The organism is Bartonella sp. AA16NXGY (assembly GCF_042197325.1).
Taxonomy (GTDB): domain Bacteria; phylum Pseudomonadota; class Alphaproteobacteria; order Rhizobiales; family Rhizobiaceae; genus Bartonella.
This window is the reverse complement of the sequence record NZ_JBHIRR010000005.1, coordinates 26,799-42,960: the sequence shown is the minus strand read 5'-3', so window position 1 is coordinate 42,960 and position 16,162 is coordinate 26,799. Positions and strand designations below refer to the sequence as shown.

General features: G+C 35.7%; 16 protein-coding genes and 1 pseudogene. 8 read left to right on the top strand and 9 right to left on the bottom strand.

Translation table 11 applies throughout. The features are described from left to right. Window positions 1-275: 275 nt before the first annotated feature. Together ACFINK_RS04325 and ACFINK_RS04320 are read right to left on the bottom strand one after the other, a co-directional pair. Entirely contained in the window at window positions 276-704 is a 429-nt protein-coding gene (locus tag ACFINK_RS04325) for an MFS transporter (RefSeq protein WP_375638323.1), read from the bottom strand. Between the two features lie 230 nt (window positions 705-934). After that, a complete protein-coding gene (locus ACFINK_RS04320) occupies window positions 935-1,861 on the bottom strand; it encodes a D-2-hydroxyacid dehydrogenase family protein (RefSeq protein WP_375612025.1) in 927 nt (308 codons plus the stop codon). A gap of 1,040 nt (window positions 1,862-2,901) precedes the next feature. Here ACFINK_RS04320 and ACFINK_RS04315 point away from each other — a divergent pair. From ACFINK_RS04315 to ilvC, 3 genes are all read left to right on the top strand, one after another. Next, the gene (locus ACFINK_RS04315; protein WP_375612026.1) at window positions 2,902-4,023 is read left to right on the top strand and encodes an ATP-dependent DNA helicase; all 1,122 of its coding nucleotides are present in this window, start codon (window positions 2,902-2,904) and stop codon (window positions 4,021-4,023) included. Window positions 4,024-4,109: 86 nt separating this feature from the next. Then, window positions 4,110-4,844 carry a pyridoxine 5'-phosphate synthase gene (locus ACFINK_RS04310; protein ID WP_375612027.1) on the top strand — a complete coding sequence of 245 codons (735 nt, stop codon included), beginning with the start codon at window positions 4,110-4,112 and terminating at the stop codon, window positions 4,842-4,844. A gap of 1,067 nt (window positions 4,845-5,911) precedes the next feature. After that, entirely contained in the window at window positions 5,912-6,931 is a 1,020-nt protein-coding gene (gene ilvC / locus ACFINK_RS04305; protein ID WP_375612028.1) for a ketol-acid reductoisomerase, read from the top strand. A 115-nt stretch (window positions 6,932-7,046) separates the two neighbouring features. On the opposite strand, the gene ACFINK_RS04300 is transcribed toward ilvC, so the two are convergent. From ACFINK_RS04300 to ACFINK_RS04270, 7 genes and pseudogenes are all read right to left on the bottom strand, one after another. Beyond that, the gene (locus ACFINK_RS04300; RefSeq protein WP_375612029.1) at window positions 7,047-8,438 is read right to left on the bottom strand and encodes an amino acid permease; all 1,392 of its coding nucleotides are present in this window, start codon (window positions 8,436-8,438) and stop codon (window positions 7,047-7,049) included. Between the two features lie 1,004 nt (window positions 8,439-9,442). Beyond that, entirely contained in the window at window positions 9,443-10,843 is a 1,401-nt protein-coding gene (locus tag ACFINK_RS04295) for an amino acid permease (RefSeq protein WP_375612030.1), read from the bottom strand. A 734-nt stretch (window positions 10,844-11,577) separates the two neighbouring features. Continuing rightward, entirely contained in the window at window positions 11,578-11,994 is a 417-nt protein-coding gene (locus ACFINK_RS04290; protein ID WP_375638322.1) for a LysE family translocator, read from the bottom strand. Continuing rightward, window positions 11,960-12,157, bottom strand: coding sequence for a hypothetical protein (locus ACFINK_RS04285; RefSeq protein ID WP_375638321.1), 198 nt, complete (start codon window positions 12,155-12,157; stop codon window positions 11,960-11,962). Before ACFINK_RS04285 ends, ACFINK_RS04290 begins: the two co-directional genes overlap by 35 nt. Window positions 12,158-12,219: 62 nt before the next feature. Continuing rightward, on the bottom strand, window positions 12,220-12,828 hold the full coding sequence (locus ACFINK_RS04280) for a fumarylacetoacetate hydrolase family protein (protein ID WP_375628879.1): 609 nt from the start codon (window positions 12,826-12,828) through the stop codon (window positions 12,220-12,222). A gap of 516 nt (window positions 12,829-13,344) precedes the next feature. Next, window positions 13,345-13,893 (bottom strand): annotated as a pseudogene (locus ACFINK_RS04275) (phage terminase large subunit family protein); the annotation flags it as partial. After that, the gene (locus tag ACFINK_RS04270; RefSeq protein ID WP_375638320.1) at window positions 13,886-14,467 is read right to left on the bottom strand and encodes a hypothetical protein; all 582 of its coding nucleotides are present in this window, start codon (window positions 14,465-14,467) and stop codon (window positions 13,886-13,888) included. The gene ACFINK_RS04270 and the pseudogene ACFINK_RS04275, both read right to left, overlap by 8 nt. A gap of 60 nt (window positions 14,468-14,527) precedes the next feature. On the opposite strand from ACFINK_RS04270, the gene ACFINK_RS04265 reads away from it, so the two are divergent. The 5 genes from ACFINK_RS04265 (at window position 14,528) to ACFINK_RS04245 (ending at window position 16,096) form a co-directional block, all read left to right on the top strand. Next, window positions 14,528-14,842 carry a type II toxin-antitoxin system RelE/ParE family toxin gene (locus ACFINK_RS04265; protein WP_375638319.1) on the top strand — a complete coding sequence of 105 codons (315 nt, stop codon included), beginning with the start codon at window positions 14,528-14,530 and terminating at the stop codon, window positions 14,840-14,842. Between the two features lie 16 nt (window positions 14,843-14,858). Beyond that, on the top strand, window positions 14,859-15,155 hold the full coding sequence (locus ACFINK_RS04260; RefSeq protein WP_375628884.1) for a HigA family addiction module antitoxin: 297 nt from the start codon (window positions 14,859-14,861) through the stop codon (window positions 15,153-15,155). 75 nt (window positions 15,156-15,230) lie between these two features. Next, the gene (locus tag ACFINK_RS04255) at window positions 15,231-15,440 is read left to right on the top strand and encodes a hypothetical protein (protein WP_375628886.1); all 210 of its coding nucleotides are present in this window, start codon (window positions 15,231-15,233) and stop codon (window positions 15,438-15,440) included. Between the two features lie 124 nt (window positions 15,441-15,564). Further along, on the top strand, window positions 15,565-15,828 hold the full coding sequence (locus ACFINK_RS04250; protein WP_375628888.1) for a type II toxin-antitoxin system RelB/DinJ family antitoxin: 264 nt from the start codon (window positions 15,565-15,567) through the stop codon (window positions 15,826-15,828). Then, on the top strand, window positions 15,815-16,096 hold the full coding sequence (locus ACFINK_RS04245) for a type II toxin-antitoxin system YafQ family toxin (protein WP_375628908.1): 282 nt from the start codon (window positions 15,815-15,817) through the stop codon (window positions 16,094-16,096). Before ACFINK_RS04250 ends, ACFINK_RS04245 begins: the two co-directional genes overlap by 14 nt. The last annotated feature ends 66 nt before the right edge of the window (window positions 16,097-16,162 follow it).

Genomic DNA, 16,162 nt, shown 5'->3' with positions numbered 1-16,162 from the left:
AGTGAAACGTTTGAAAAAATATTATTCTTCATATGCGGCGCAGCCACATCGCAAGACGTGACCTTACATTTGCATAGAACGAAACTTTTGCCTTGCTTTCTGGAACGATAGTGATAACTTTTGCTGGTGAGTGATAAAAATAATAAAGATACATCCACCTAAAAAAGAAACTATGGTACCGACCAAAAACGCACCTTGTATGCCATAGACAAGGGCACTCGCAGGAATAACTATACCCAGCTAATGCCCTCTACCTAATGGTAGCCCCGCCTGCCTTATTCCCATTGCAAATCCGCGTTGCGATTGTGAAAACCATGAAGAAACGGATTTAGCACTACCGAGTTGAGCAGAATTATAAATCCCCCTACAATTAGCAAACAAACCAAAAGGGAAATATAGTTATCTGCGATTGCTTCCAACAAAAGAGCGACAGAAACGCCGATCGCGCCAACTCCAATAATATAGTGCTCGTTAAACTTGTCTAGTAATTCACCAGCTACAAGTAATCCAATAATAGGTAGGAACTGCGCTGCTGAAGATAGTAAACCTATCTGAGAATCACTAAGCGAGAAATCCTTCTTAAAAAATTCAGCTAAAGGACCAATCCCTTGAACAAAGAAGCAGGCTGATGCTTGAGCGATAGTGGCAACAAGCAATATAATCCATCTATAATAATTCTTTTCTATAAATTTATTATTGCTCACTCCGCCCCCCTCCAATTAAATTGTATTCCAATGAAGTAGCCTTTTTAATAATGCTTGCAACAATAAATTAGGTATTTTATGCTGATTACATAAAAATCTGTCAATACAATTGGTATTAATATGAAAGCTAAGGAATATGCTTCATTTAAGGAAATAAGCTATTATGTGTCGTGCAAATTTGATACGCTAGCGATATAAGATAAATTTTACAAACATTGGCTCAGCCGGCATTAAGTGCTCTTTATAAAAGACGCTATATTTTGGCAAGCTTTTTCAATATAATTCTCAAAGCTTTCTTCAGTCACATAGCCCAGATGCGGTGTGCAAAGAACTCTATCTGATTGCAATAATTTGCTCTCATATACTGGCTCGCTGTCATAAACATCCAGTGCAAAGTAAATTGAATTTTCCAAACTTAGTATTTTTTCTATCGCCCCTTTTTCAACCAAAGCTGAACGCGCTGTGTTGACAAAAATAGCATGAGGTTTCATGCTCAATAGATCATCTAATTTTATGATTTCTCTGGTTTTATCGCTTAAACGTAAATGGACGGATATAACGTCAGGACGTGTAAAAAATTCATCTTTTGAATGCGTAAAATGATAACCTAAATTTTTTGCTTCTTGCGTTGAACGCTCGCTCCCATAAACCAAAATGGACATGCCAAAAGCTTGAGCATATTGAGCAACCATTTTACCAATACGGCCAAACCCGAATATTCCAAGAGTAGCCCCTTTCATTTGGTTGCCAAATGTTGTTTGCCATCGTCCTTTTTTCATATCAGATACAGATTTACAGAGTTTTCTACGCGCAGACATAATTAAGAGCCACGCAAATTCAGCAGCAGAAGTTGGATCTCCACCACCGTCTAATATTTCAATTCCTAAGTCTCTACAAGCTTCTATATCAATATGTGAACCTATAGGGCCTGTTTGGCAGATTAATTTTAAATTTGGCAGTTTCAGGAGAAGATTTCTATCAACTATAGTCCGCTCTCTGATTAAGATCAGAATATCTATCTCTTTGAGCCTATCTTCTAAATCATATTCTTTAGCTAAATTATTTATAACCAGCACTTCATGCGATTTCATTAATTTTGTAATAGACTGTAATGGTAGAGTGGCTTTTTGATAGTCATCTGGAATTAATATTTTCAATTTAAACCTTCCGTTTCATTCATCAATATTTGAGCTCATTATTTCATTTCTAAAACAACCAAAAAGCAATCTCATCGCTGATATTTTGATATAACACCAAGCCTATTAACAAATTATACCCCTTGATTTATTGTTATTTCTAGCAAATAAGAATAGCATTAATCAGTTAGTTTTTATAAACTTTAAAACATTGCGACAAAAAGAAAAAGTTTAACTCAGTCGATGGAGAATTGCGCTTTTCTCATATTCTAGAGGACGAACCTGAAGTGCTACGCTGGACTGAAGCCATGTCCCAGTTTTCTATAATAGACTACCAAGAAGGCCATACTTACGAACCATATTTTATTGTTGAAACAGAAAAAGCTACATATTTGTGCGAGATAAAGCGTGCTTCATATAAGTGTGATGTCTCTCTTTATTCGTTGAGATATCACTTATTTGTAGCATGAAGAGTAAATTTATTAAAATCATGATGAGAGGGAGATAGGAACTTTATAGGTGTATCATCATAGGATTAAGTCGTTTTGTTGAGAGCTATTTTTATTTCAGCTAAAAGGTTTTTGAGATATTTAATTATTATTTCGTAATAGTGGATGTACTTTATTTTTATGTGCAAGAAAGCTGATTGATTGTGTAAAATAGCGTTCAAAAATTACATTATTTTTATCCTGTTAAGGACATTTTTTCTAGTGAGGGTTTTGCAATTGCAATACTCTTTTTCTCATTCTAAATTTTGGTTAGAAAAAGCGTATATAGGTGTTATTTTAAATTTAAGATATGCATCTTCCATTGTTGGTGTTACTGTTGTAAAAAATGATGTTTTATTTGATACGCATAAGGTGTTACCAAGAAGATCGATGTATAGATAAAATTTAGATTGTTACAATATCTTGAAAAAACAATGGGTAAATAATTGATAATTGTGCTACGAAAGTTGTTAGATGGGCGTGTGTCAGCAATTCTTAATAAAAAAATTTTTCTTGATAGTTGGTTTTTTTCAAAATACTGCTCTTTTTATGCAAATCTTATGTTGGTAAGCTATGCAGTTTTCACGGGAACAGGATAATGCATTGAAGGCTGTTGCCGCGTGGTTGAAGGAAGGGCGTTCTCCTCTTTTTCGCCTTTTTGGCTATGCGGGGACGGGTAAGACGACGCTTGCGCGCTATTTTGCAGAGACAGTTGATGGTTCTGTTCAATTTGCTGCTTTTACAGGGAAGGCGGCGCAGGTTTTGCGTTCTAAAGGTGCAAGCAATGCTTGTACGATTCATTCGCTAATTTATTGTCCACGTGGTGAAGAGGAAGTTTCCGATGAAATAACAGGAAAAAAATCTATTGCTCCAACATTTACGTTAAATCGAAGAAGTGCTGCTGCACAAGCTAAACTCATTATTGTTGATGAGTGCTCGATGGTAGATGAAAAATTGGCCCGTGATTTAATGAGTTTTCGAACGCCAATTCTTGTTCTTGGTGATCCAGGTCAATTGCCTCCTATATCAGGTGGAGGCTTTTTTTCTAATGGAGAACCAGATTTTCTTCTTTCAGAAATTCATCGGCAAGCGCGAGATAATCCGATTATACGTCTTGCTATGGATGTACGTGAAGGACGCGATATTGCTTATGGTGACTATGGAGAAGCGCGCGTTGTGACACGTAAAGAGGTCAATCAACAATTGGTTTTGGATGCTGATCAGGTCTTGGTAGGGGTTAATCGTACACGCCACCTTTATAATCAGCGTTTGCGTGTGTTAAAGGGATTTACAGCAGATTATCCACAAGCGGGAGATAAGCTGGTGTGTTTGCGAAATGATCCGATTAAAGGTTTGTTGAATGGCTCCTTATGGAAGGTGATGACTTCACAGAAGGAGACCGTTAAACCAAGTATTAATCTTCTTGTGAAACCAGAAGAAAGTGAGCGTGGGGTAGCAAAGATTAAACTTTTAAAAGCAGCGTTTGAAAACCCTGATCAAGAAATTTCATGGCAATTAAAAAAGCGATATGATGATTTTGATTATGGGTATGCATTAACGGTTCATAAGGCGCAAGGTTCTCAATGGAATAATGTCGTTTTGTTTGATGAAAGTTTTGCATTTCGTGATATGTATGCGCGCTGGCTTTATACGGGAATTACCCGCGCAGCAGAACGTTTAACGATTGTTCGATAGAAAAAAGATGTGTATATCATCTAAGTTTCAGATGGAAAATGCCTTTTTTCTATCTTGTTACACACTATAAAAAAATGGAAATGGGCATGGCGGTAAAACTTTCGGTTAATCTTAATGCTGTTGCTGTTTTGCGTAATCGACGTAATCTTCCGTGGCCAAGTATAACGAATATTGGGCATATAGCGCTTGCTGCTGGAGCAGCAGGTTTGACGGTTCATCCGCGCCCTGATGAAAGGCATATTCGTTTTGCGGATTTACCAGATATATACTGTTTAATAAAGAACACTTTTCCTACTGCTGAGTTTAATATTGAAGGTTATCCCAGTGATCAATTTTTGGATATCGCTAAAAACTATGCGGATCAGATTACCCTTGTTCCTGATGATCCAGATCAGTCAACGTCTGATCATGGTTGGAATTTTTCTCATGATGCAGAATTTTTAGCACCTATTATTCAGAATTTAAAAAACAGAAAGATTCGTGTATCCCTTTTTGCTAATCCTACTGTCGATGGTCTTGATATTGCTAAAGCAATGGGCGCTGATCGTGTGGAATTTTACACGGGACCTTACGGTGGTGCATTTCAGGATAAAACAAAACAAGATCAAGAGCTCAATAAACTTGTTTTAGCAGCAAGAAGAGCAAAAGAATTGCAGTTAGGTATAAACGCAGGGCATGATCTGACACTTATGAATCTTCCTGCTCTTGTCAAAAATATTCCTTGGCTTGATGAAGTTTCTATTGGCCATGGGCTCATTGCTGATGCATTAGAGTATGGAATACATGAGACTGTTCAGCGTTTTATCCGGTTATTATCGTAATCTTTTTCTCTCTATAAAAATTGGAAAAGAAATTTTTATAGAGGTTTGCCAATTTATCTTAAAAAACAATTTTATATATGTTGATATAAATAGCACTATTATCGTGCATTATAAATATTCTATTGTTCCTCTATTTATTGGTTGCTTTCTATCTTTTGTTTTTGAGTGCATGCGATGTTTTTTATTTGTACTATCCATTATGAGGAAGTTTTAAAATCTTCTTATTATAATTTCTTTGAATGGAGAAGAAGTAGGGTTTTGAAAGTATTTCCCTTATAAAAGGAGTGCGTAGGATTTTAATGGATTAATACACAAATTTTCTTGATATTTGAGCTCATTTTTGGGTTATCTGTAAATAGTATAACGTAAAATCTCCTTATGAATAAGCTTAATGCAATAGGAGCTGTTAAATAGAATGATGATATCGACTTGTAGCTTTATGAAGTAAAGAGAGTGATGTGCAATAAATCTTACACTATTATAGGGAATTCTTGAAAAGGGCTTGAGCATATTAAAATTTTTTTATAAGGCGCCATAAATGGATAACATAATAGCCGTATGGGGGCTTCTTCGTGTGAGAGGCGTGGATATTAAAAGAACGTAAAAAGTAAAAACATCCTCTCTATTATTCTAAAGATATTGTTGTATATGCTTTTGAAGGTTGTATTAAAACAATACTTGTTATTTTGTAATTTTTCTTGCTATCCGTATTGATTTGGTTCATGTTAAAGATTGTATGTTGTATCTTAATTTTTAGAATATAGCGTTGTTGCACGATAAAAGAGTAGAATATTAGCTAAATTTTCTTTAGAAATCTTATTTTGTGTAATTATTGTTTTTGTAGAATAGCAGTTGAAGTTTATTTGGGGATCCGTATATGTTTTAGGAATGTTTGGGGACTACAGTTTTTTCTATGCAATATGTAAACTTTAAAATTATTCAATTGCTGTGTTCTTATAAGCGGTTTTTTTTTGTCTTTATAAGTGTGTGATGCACTGTAGATAATGTTTCTTATTGAATAAAAATAATTTGAAATCCAGTTTAAATAGAGAAAGAAGGAATTTTTTATGCGTGTTTATTATGATCGTGATGCGGATGTTAATCTCATTAAAGGGAAAAAAGTAGCCATTGTTGGTTATGGTTCTCAAGGGCGTGCGCACGCTTTAAACTTGAAAGATTCTGGTGTTAAAAATGTGCAAATAGCTTTGCGTTCAGGGTCGGAAACAGTTAAAAAAGCCATGGCTGATGGTTTTGAAGTGGTGAGTGTTGCTGAAGCAGCAAAATGGGCAGATCTCATCATGATGGCAACACCAGATGAATTGCAAGCTGATATTTATAAGGAACATATTCATGATCATTTACACGATGGGGCAGCGATTGCTTTTGCGCATGGTTTGAGCATTCATTTTGGCTTGATTGAACCTAAAAAAAACGTTGATATTGTGATGATTGCTCCTAAAGGTCCAGGGCATACAGTTCGTCATGAATACCAACGGGGTTGTGGTGTTCCTTGCTTAATAGCGGTGGCGCAAGATGCTTCAGGGCATGCACATAATGTAGCATTATCTTATGCATGTGGACTTGGTGGTGGACGTGCTGGGGTGATTGAAACAACATTTAAAGAAGAGTGCGAAACTGATCTTTTTGGTGAACAAGCGGTTCTTTGTGGTGGTCTTGTTGAATTGATTCGAGCAGGTTATGAAACATTAACACAAGCAGGTTATGCGCCGGAAATGGCTTATTTTGAGTGTTTGCATGAGGTTAAACTGATTGTTGATCTCATGTATGAAGGGGGCATTGCAAATATGAATTATTCGATTTCTAATACAGCTGAATGGGGTGAATATATGTCTGGTCCACGTGTGATTACGGATGAAACCAGAGCAGAAATGAAACGTATATTGAAAGATATTCAAACGGGTAAATTTACATCGAATTGGATTCAAGAATATAAAGCTGGTGCTGCTCATTTTAAAAGTATGCGGCGTTTAAATGATAATCATCCTATTGAAGAAGTTGGTAAAAAACTTCGTTCTATGATGCCTTGGATAAAATCGAATGCTTTGGTTGATAAAGAGCGTAATTGAAGATTCTACAGAGATATTTTGTCAATAGCTTTTATAATTTTATAGATAAATATCAAAAAAAGGGTAACTTTAGTTACCCTTTTTTATATGTTTTTGGAAACATAAGCTTTATTTTTTAATTTTTTGCATAATTCTTTTTCCCAAAAAGAAAGTATACAATTCCTAAAAATATGAACCATGCTGGAGTGTATTTTAAAGCTATGGCAGTGTCAGCTTCTAATGACAATAAATAGATAATGAATGCAAAGAAAACAAGAAGCGCCCAACACATAACAACACCTCCTGGCATTTTATAAGGAGAGACAGTATGCTGGAGAGGACGATTGCGGCGATAGACGATATAGCTGATCAAAATGATAGACCATACAAATATAAACAAAGTTGCGGCAATTGTCGTAACAATTGTAAAAGCAGCTATGAGTGTTTGAGATAACGATACAACGGCATAACCAAATAAGATGCATATACATGAAAAGAATAATGCGTTGGCTGGAACGTGGTTACGAGAAAGTTTTCCTAAAAATTTAGGAGCACCTTTTTGTGTTGCTAGCCCATATATCATACGGCTGGTAGAAAAAATTCCACTATTTGCTGAAGATGCGGCAGCTGTGAGGACAACAAAGTTCATCAAACCTGCAGCAGTTGGGATACCAATAAGTGCATACATTGTTACAAATGGGCTTTTTTCTGGACTGATTTGATCCCACGGCGTCACAGACATAATCACAAGAAGAGAGAATATATAAAAGAATACAATGCGGATTGGTATTGAATTAACAGCCTGTGGTAAAGCTTTTTGAGGCTCTTTTACTTCAGCAGCAGCTGTTCCAGCGAGTTCAATGCCAACAAAAGCAAAAATAACAATTTGAAATCCAGCAAAAAAGCCTGTAATTCCTCGCGGAAAAATATTCCCACCGTTCCATATATGGCTAAGAGAAGCAACCGTACCGTTTGGAGAGACAAAACCGGTAAAGATCATATAAAATCCTACAACGATTAGGACTAGAATTGCTACGATTTTGATAAAACCAAACCAAAACTCAAGTTCGCCAAATAGTTTTACGGCGACGAGGTTAAGAATTAAAAAGGACATAAGACCAATTATAACAGGAATCCACGGATTGAGCTCAGGCCACCAAAAGTGTGTATAAGTGACAATAGCAATAATTTCAGCAGTTCCAGTGACAATCCAACACAACCAATATGTCCAGCCGATAAAGAATCCGGCACATGGCCCTAGAAGATCGGTTGAGAAGTCAATAAAAGATCGGTATTGTGTATTAGAAAGCAATAACTCTCCCATAGCACGCATGACAAAGTATAGAGCACAACCAATAATTGCATAAACGAGTAGAATTGAGGGGCCTGCTACACTGATTGTTTTTCCTGATCCCATGAAGAGACCTGTTCCAATCGCTCCACCAAGGGCTATAAGTTGTATGTGTCGGTTATGTAGTCCACGTTGCAATTTCTTCTTAGGTTTTTTTTCTAAATTTTGTTTGTTCATTTTTGGGGAGTTCTCCTTAGTTATTTTTAAATAAAAATTACCCTAAAAAAGGTAATTCCTTCTATCGGAACACGCTATGGTTAAGGAGTAAAGGAATTTTTTTCTATGACTATATGTGAATAAAGCAAAAACATTATTAATTAATGGAATAATTATTTTATATATAAGAAAAAAAAGATAAATTGTATTATATTTTTTTGATTTTTTATGTTTTATACATAATTAATATATATAATATAATTTATATTATATATTATTATATGTATATAAATAATAATTTATATTTTATGTATATTTATTTATAGTAAATTTTTATATAAATATATTTATATTTAAAATTATTTATTTATAGATATTGTTATCTATATAAAAATATAAATAAAATTGTAAATTTATTAAATATAAAACTTTGTATATAAATAAAATAAGTTTAAATAGTTAAACTATTATTTAAAATATTAAAAAATATATTTAAAATTTACATTTAAGTATTAATATTTAAAATTTATTACAAATAGAAAAATATTTTCATAGAATCTTTTTTTATTGCAGATAGCTATTAAGATATATTCTGTTTAGAGCTATATTTTTAATTTTGATAAAAAATTGAATATAAATTTTTTGGGGGGAAAGTTTTAGATAAATCTCATGTTTTATTAGTAAACAATGTCAGTGAAGTTTATAGAGAATTTTTTACAGAATAGCTCGTTTCTTATCCTATTGTGCAGTAAAATACTGTTGTGTAGAGTAGTGATATAAAGCATATAACGTTTTACGCATTAAGTATTTTTAGAATGGGTGGTGAGTGTTCAGGGCAGGGCTAGCCCATAGAGCCTTATGTAGGTGAACCATATAAATGATCAGCAGCATTCCCCCTTAATAAGCCGGTTTGTTTACAAACCGGTGCCGGTAGGAGTCGTCGTTTTTTGATGTTTGGGGAGGAGGTTAAGTAGAAAAAGGGTAACTAAAATTACCCTTTTTTGAGATGTTTTTATGTATAGACTTTATTTGTTACCTTGAGTTATTTTTTTCTTTACAAACATAAAATACATTATACCTAAGAAAACAAACCAGAATATACTATATTTTAAGGCTAGTAGAGTATCAGCTTCTAATGTCAACAAATAGAGCATGAAAACAAAGAAAACTAAAATTATCCCACACATGATAACACCTCCTGGCATTTTATAAATGGATTCAGCGTGTAGATGAGGGCGATTGCGACGATACACAATATAGCTAATCAAAATTACAGACCATACGAATAAAAATGCAATAGCTGAAATGCTTGTCACAATTGTAAAAGCACTTATGAGGCTTGGAGAGAGTGAGGCAATTGTATACCCTATTAAAATACATAAACAGGAAAAGAATAGAGCATTGGCTGGAACATGGTATCTGGAAAGTTTACCTAAAATTGGAGGGGCACCTTTTTGTGTTGCAAGTCCATATATCATACGGCTGGTAGAAAAAATACCACTATTTGCTGAAGAGGCAGCTGAGGTAATAACGACAAAGTTTACCAAGCCGGCAGCTATCGGAATGCCTGCAAGCCAAAACATCGAGACAAAGGGGCTTTTATCTGGAACAATTTGATCCCAAGGTGTGACAGACATAATTACAGCGAGAGAAAAAATGTAAAAGAGTACAATACGGACCGGTATTGCATTAATTGCTTTGGGGAGAACTTTTTTAGGTTCTTTTACTTCAGCAGCGGTTGTTCCAGCAATTTCTATACCAACAAAAGAAAAAATGGCAATTTGAAATCCAGCAAAAAAACCTGTCATTCCTCGCGGAAAGATATTGCCATCGTTCCATACGTGATTGAGAGAAGCAACCGTACCATTGGGAGAGGTAAAGCCCGTAACGATCATATAAAATCCCACAACAATTAATGCTAAAATTGCGACGACTTTGATAAGACCAAACCAGAATTCAAGTTCACCGAATAGTTTCACGGCAAAGAGGTTAAAGATTAAAAAGACACTAATGCAGGTAAAAACGGTAAACCATGGATTGAGTGTTGGCCACCAAAAGTTCATATAAGTGATGATGGCAATAATGTCAGCAGCTCCAGTTACAACCCAGCTCAACCAATAGCTCCAGCCAACAAAGAAAGCGATTCCCGGTCCTAGCATATCGGTTGAAAAATCAATAAGAGATCGGTATTGTGAATTAGAAAGCAACAATTCTCCCATAGCACGCATGACAAAGTATAGAGCAAAACCGATAATAGCATAAACGAGTATGATGGAAGGACCTGCTACACTAATTGTTTTTCCTGCCCCCATGAAGAGACCTGTTCCAATAGCACCACCAATGGCTATAAGTTGTACATGTCGGTTGTGTAGTCCACGCTGTAACTTATTCTGAGAATTATCTTTTAAATTTTGTTTGTAGCTCATTTTTTGGGGGTTCCCTTTAATTATTTTGAGATTAAATTACACTAAAAAAGCATTATTTCGTATCGAAGCATGATATAAATGAGGTGTAAAGGAAAAAAACGTTTTTTATGATTTTGTGTGGATAAAGAAAAGAATATGTTTTAGGAATATGCTTTTGAAAAAAGAGAATGTTGTCCTCTTAAATAATGTAACAGATATTTGAATAGGGAGCTTTTTATTGTTATTAATAACAAATAAATTGTTCATTAAAAGACGTGGGGCTTTTAAAATTATTTCAGAAAGTTGTCAGGAGTTTTTATAATTTTTTGAAACTTATTATTTGTAATCAGTACATTATTTATTATTATTCATAATGGTGAGAGTTTTACTTTTTGCTCAAATAGTACTCGAGAGTTCTCATCTTAGTTTAAGAAACAATTTTTAATGGAAAATTAAAATGATTTTTAAAATCATTTTTTTGTTTGTATGGTGCTATCATAAATCAAAAAGTTACTTTTGTTTCATAAACGAAAAGAGGAATATCATAGCTTATTTTTTTAAAAGTGATGAATAAGGATTTTGTTTAGATATTGGTAACATTTTATAAAATATTGCGAGAAACTCACAAAGTTTACACAAACGTCCTTGAGAATATGATAAAGAAATGCAACGTAATTCAGTTATACAAAGAAAAAAAGAACTGGGGATTGTATAAGCTCTGTTAGAGATTGAGCTATTCACAGTGAGAGACAGAATCAGGAAAAGATTGCTCTATTAACTTTACAATTTGTTATCAAAGATAAAACTGTTCCTGTCGCAATGTTAATCGAGCCTTTTACCCGCTGCTTTTTTAAGGCGGTACTGGCAAATGATATAAAAATGGTCATTAAAGTAAACCATGCAAAGATGTTGAAAGAATGTATGGTTACAAGTTCAAAACCTTTTTTAATGCTACCTCCAGAAGCTAAGAATTTTGGAAAAGCTGCTATGTAAAATATAGATACTTTGGGGTTTAGTATTTGTGTCAAAAAACCGTCCATATAGCTGGTTAAAAGCTTTGTTTCACTCGTAGCATGCTTTTCATTCGTTGAACTTCTTTCTTTTGAATTTAAGCTGTGTATTCCAGATTTAATTGATTTAAAGCCCATGTATAATAAATAGCTGCCACCCATGAGTTTTACTAAAAAAAAACAGCGTTTTGTTGTTGAGAATGAGCGCTGATACACCTAGTATGGAAAATGCCCCATGCACATATGTTGCTGTACACAATCCTAAAACGTTTACAAATGCGTTCTTTCTTCCCAATCTCGTTGCATTATCGATGATAAGGGCCATATTCGGCCCCGGTGAGATGACTAAAAAAAATGAAACAATGAAAAAGGTCAGTATTTGATGATTCATTTTACTTTTAGCTCTGAAATTAATTGATTTTCGAGATACAATTCTATTCTGTCAAACTGAGAAAGTTTTCCTACACCCTGTGGAGTGCCTGTGTATATGAGATCACCACGTCTTAGCTGAATGTAGTGACTTAAAAACGATATTATCTTCTCAAAGCTAAAGATCATATTTTTCGTATTGCCAACTTGTCTTGTTTCGCCATTCAACTTCATTGCAAAGGTTATTGGGTTGTTTATTTTTTCCTTGTTTATGAAGTCAGAGACGTATGCAGCGCCTTTAAATCCTTTCGATAAAAGCCAAGGAAGCTTTTTTTCTTTCAGTTTTGTTTGCAAATCCCGCGCTGTGAGATCAAGACCTATTGCTACGGCATCATAGCATTCTTCTGCTTCTTCCTCCATGATCATGAAAGCGTCCTTTGAGATTTTGAGCACAATTTCGGTTTCAAAATGTATTTCTTTGGAAAAATCAGGGAGATAAATTTCATTGCCTAAAACGAGTGAACTTTTGGGCTTGCTAAAGATAACAGGTTCATCTTCAACAACATTACCTAGTTCATGAACATGTTCAACATAATTGTATCCAACACAGTAGATGTCATTTATCATGGGAGCCCTCCAAATTTTTCATTTTCTCTTTGTATAGGCAAGAGAAAACTTTGCAAACAACATTTTTTCTTATATCGCGTTTTGCGTTTTCTGGAAAAGAAGCATTATGTGGGTTAATGACTAACCACGATGACAGCCCTTCGCATTATCCTCTTTTGAAGAGTGCTCAATCTTATAGTTTTTGAGATTATTTTCATTTTGATTGCTAATCTCCTGAAATTACTTTATTACTTAAAGAGTGATTTTGCTCGTCTACGCAGCGATTAGTAGGGTCTGAAAGCCCTAAAGTTCGATCATAAATGAGCCCACTCTGTGGGTGTCTCGGAATTATGGGATATTTTTCTATGTCTAGGTGCTATGAGCACTAAAAGTAAAAATCTGGTTCGTATTCAATACTTTCAGGCTCTCGGAATACTAATGCGAGGGTGCTCGCAACCGGCGGGGGATTTGAAAGTGAAAAGCAAAAAGCCACATTTTAACGACATTTCTATAGGCAAAAAATCGCTTTCAAAGAAAACTGAGAGGATAGGCATCCACCTCATCTAAAATCAGATAACGAATAGGCATGGAACGCAAACCAGCTGCACTGTTTGCTCCTGTAAGCATCAATGCCCCACCATCAAACTCTTTCGAAAACATGGTATTCCCGCTGTCACGTGCTCGTGCTGGGGCTATGCGTTCACTTAAAACTGCACTTGCCATAATCATAGGATCAAGCCGCGTCTTTGAAAGCTTTTTGGCTGTCTCAACCGTTGGCATCACATAAAGGGCAGGTCCTGGACTATAATGAATAGCATAACCGCAGAAATTTAATCCTGCCTCTGACATGCCAACTTGCGCCCCTTTCATGACAATAGTTGTTTCAATTGGCACGTAGGAGGAAAGATTATCCATGATTTCGCGCAAATAGGGGGTCCGCTTTGTTCTCCACAATCCAGGTTCAGCACTTGCTACGGTGCTAAGGTATCTATTCTTATCCGCCCATTGCGAAACCGTATACGGTGGGTCCGGTTGTCTTGCATTATTGGCATGGGCGAAAAATTCTTCGACTGCATTGTCATCCATTATTCGTTTCTTGCAAGTTCTCTAACTCTGGAGAATGAGGATCATGAAAAGGCACTGGAATATTAACCGCCTCAAGCAAAGCGGTTCTCATAGTGTAATCAATAGCACCAATAAGGCTGGCCGCATCACATCCAACTTGTGCAGCAATGCTTGCACCAAAACGATGAGGAAAATTCAACATAGCATCACGGTGCGCTCTTCCAAACTCACGAGCTGCCTTTTTCATTTCTTCTCGATCAACAGTGGTTTCGCGTAAGCGTTCAAGTGCAATCTTTTCGCTTTCAAGGGCAACTTGCATTCGCTCCAGTTTTATCTTGTATTCATTGGTTCCATCTGTAGAGGCTTGTTTGATCTTTGTCCGCGGTTGACCATCAGGCGCTAAAAATGGAGCAGGGCGCTTTGTTGGATTCTCATTCCAGATGCTTGTGGCAAGGGCTTCATTGACAGAACCATCTTCAAAAAGAGCCGCATCAAATTTACCTGTCTTTATCCGAGAAACCACCGCATTATGTGAAACACCCATCTTCTTCGCAAACGCACGAACCGATAGACCCTCACGATGCTTCTTGGTCATTTTGCACCTATTGCTAAATATTTTTCAACATTCATCCTTTTTTTAGATTAGTATCATGCTATGATATATAAAAGAGCGAATGAAGGTGATTTGGTGATTGAATCTTTTGCGGATAAGCGTTGTAAAGATCTTTTAGAAGGTAATCCGCTTAAAGGTTTTCCAACAACTCTAGTACGTATAGCCCAAAGAAAATTGTTTATGCTCGATAAAGCAGATGACCTCAAAGATTTGCGCAGTCCTCCAGGAAATCGTTTAGAAGCATTGAAAGAAGAGCGTAAAGGTCAATATTCTATTCGTATTAATGACCAGTTTCGTATTTGTTTTGAATGGCGTTCTAATGGCGCCTATGAAGTTGAAATCGTAGATTATCATTGATCTGTAGGAGGTCGAGATGAAAAATTATATTGCTATACATCCCGGAGAAATTTTACGGGAGGAATATTTAAAAGAATATGCTCTCTCTGCTTATGCCCTTGCAAAAGCATTAAATGTTCCACGCACGAGGATAGAACGTATTATTGCGGAAAATAGTCCAGTGACTCCAGATACAGCATTAAGATTAGCCTATTTTTTTGATACTACTGCTGAATTTTGGCTTAACATGCAAGCTGCTTATGACGTTAGTATATTACAAACTGAAAAAGCAGACGAATTTGCCAAAATCAATAAATTTGAATGTAGGGTTTAATGATCTTTCCACTCTTGAGGTTTGACGGCATAACAGATAATTGACGATCCGGTATAATCGGGTGTATATTCCGGTATGCAAACGGAAACGCTTCAAGTCACACAAGAATTATTGGTTTTCAAAAAAAACTTTAAAATAAGATGTGGCTATACAAAAGAAGATTTGGAAGCTGTGGATTCTCCATCATTGACAGATGAAGAACGTGCACGTCTAAAGCCAGCTAAAGATGTTTTACCACCCTCTTTCTTTAAATATGTAACAAAAGAACGCCGTAAACGTGGGTGAAAGTCTAAAAAAGCAAGCGGTTGCTAAATCAACCACCTCTCCACTTTAAAAAATGATGCTTTACAGTTGAAATTATACTTCAATTGTATTACATTGAAATACAATTGAGAAAGGAGAAGTCATCATGGCTGCCAGTCGTATGGTTCAAGCGCGTGTACCAGAAGAAATTCAAAATGTTGCTAGTCAAGTTATTCAAGCCTCTGGTTTATCAGTAAGTGATGTCGTGAGAGTATTGATGACACGCATTGCGCAAGATAAAGCTATTCCATCCTTTTTGTTTCAACCCAATGCGGAAACCATAGCGGCTTTTGCTGAATTGGATGAGGGCAACTTAAAAAAGTTTCATTCTGTAGATGAATTATTTGATGATCTCTATGCGGACGATTGAACGTACCACCATCTTCAAACGTGATTTCAATCGTGAAATGAAAGGACGGTATCGGCATCTTTTAGATACTGATTTGCGCCAAATCATTGCAGCATTAGCAAATGACCCGCCTTTAGAACCTCGATATCATGACCATGCATTGACTGGGAATTGGAGCAATTATCGAGATTACCATATTCGACCTGACTTAGTGTTGATTTATCGCTTGATTGGTCAAGATCGATTGATTTTAATGCGTTTGGGCTCCCATTCAAAACTTGATCTTTAAACCACCTCCCCATTTTTGAGAACGGGGAGGTATGTCATATTCCTTTAAATCTAAGCAGTTTCACGA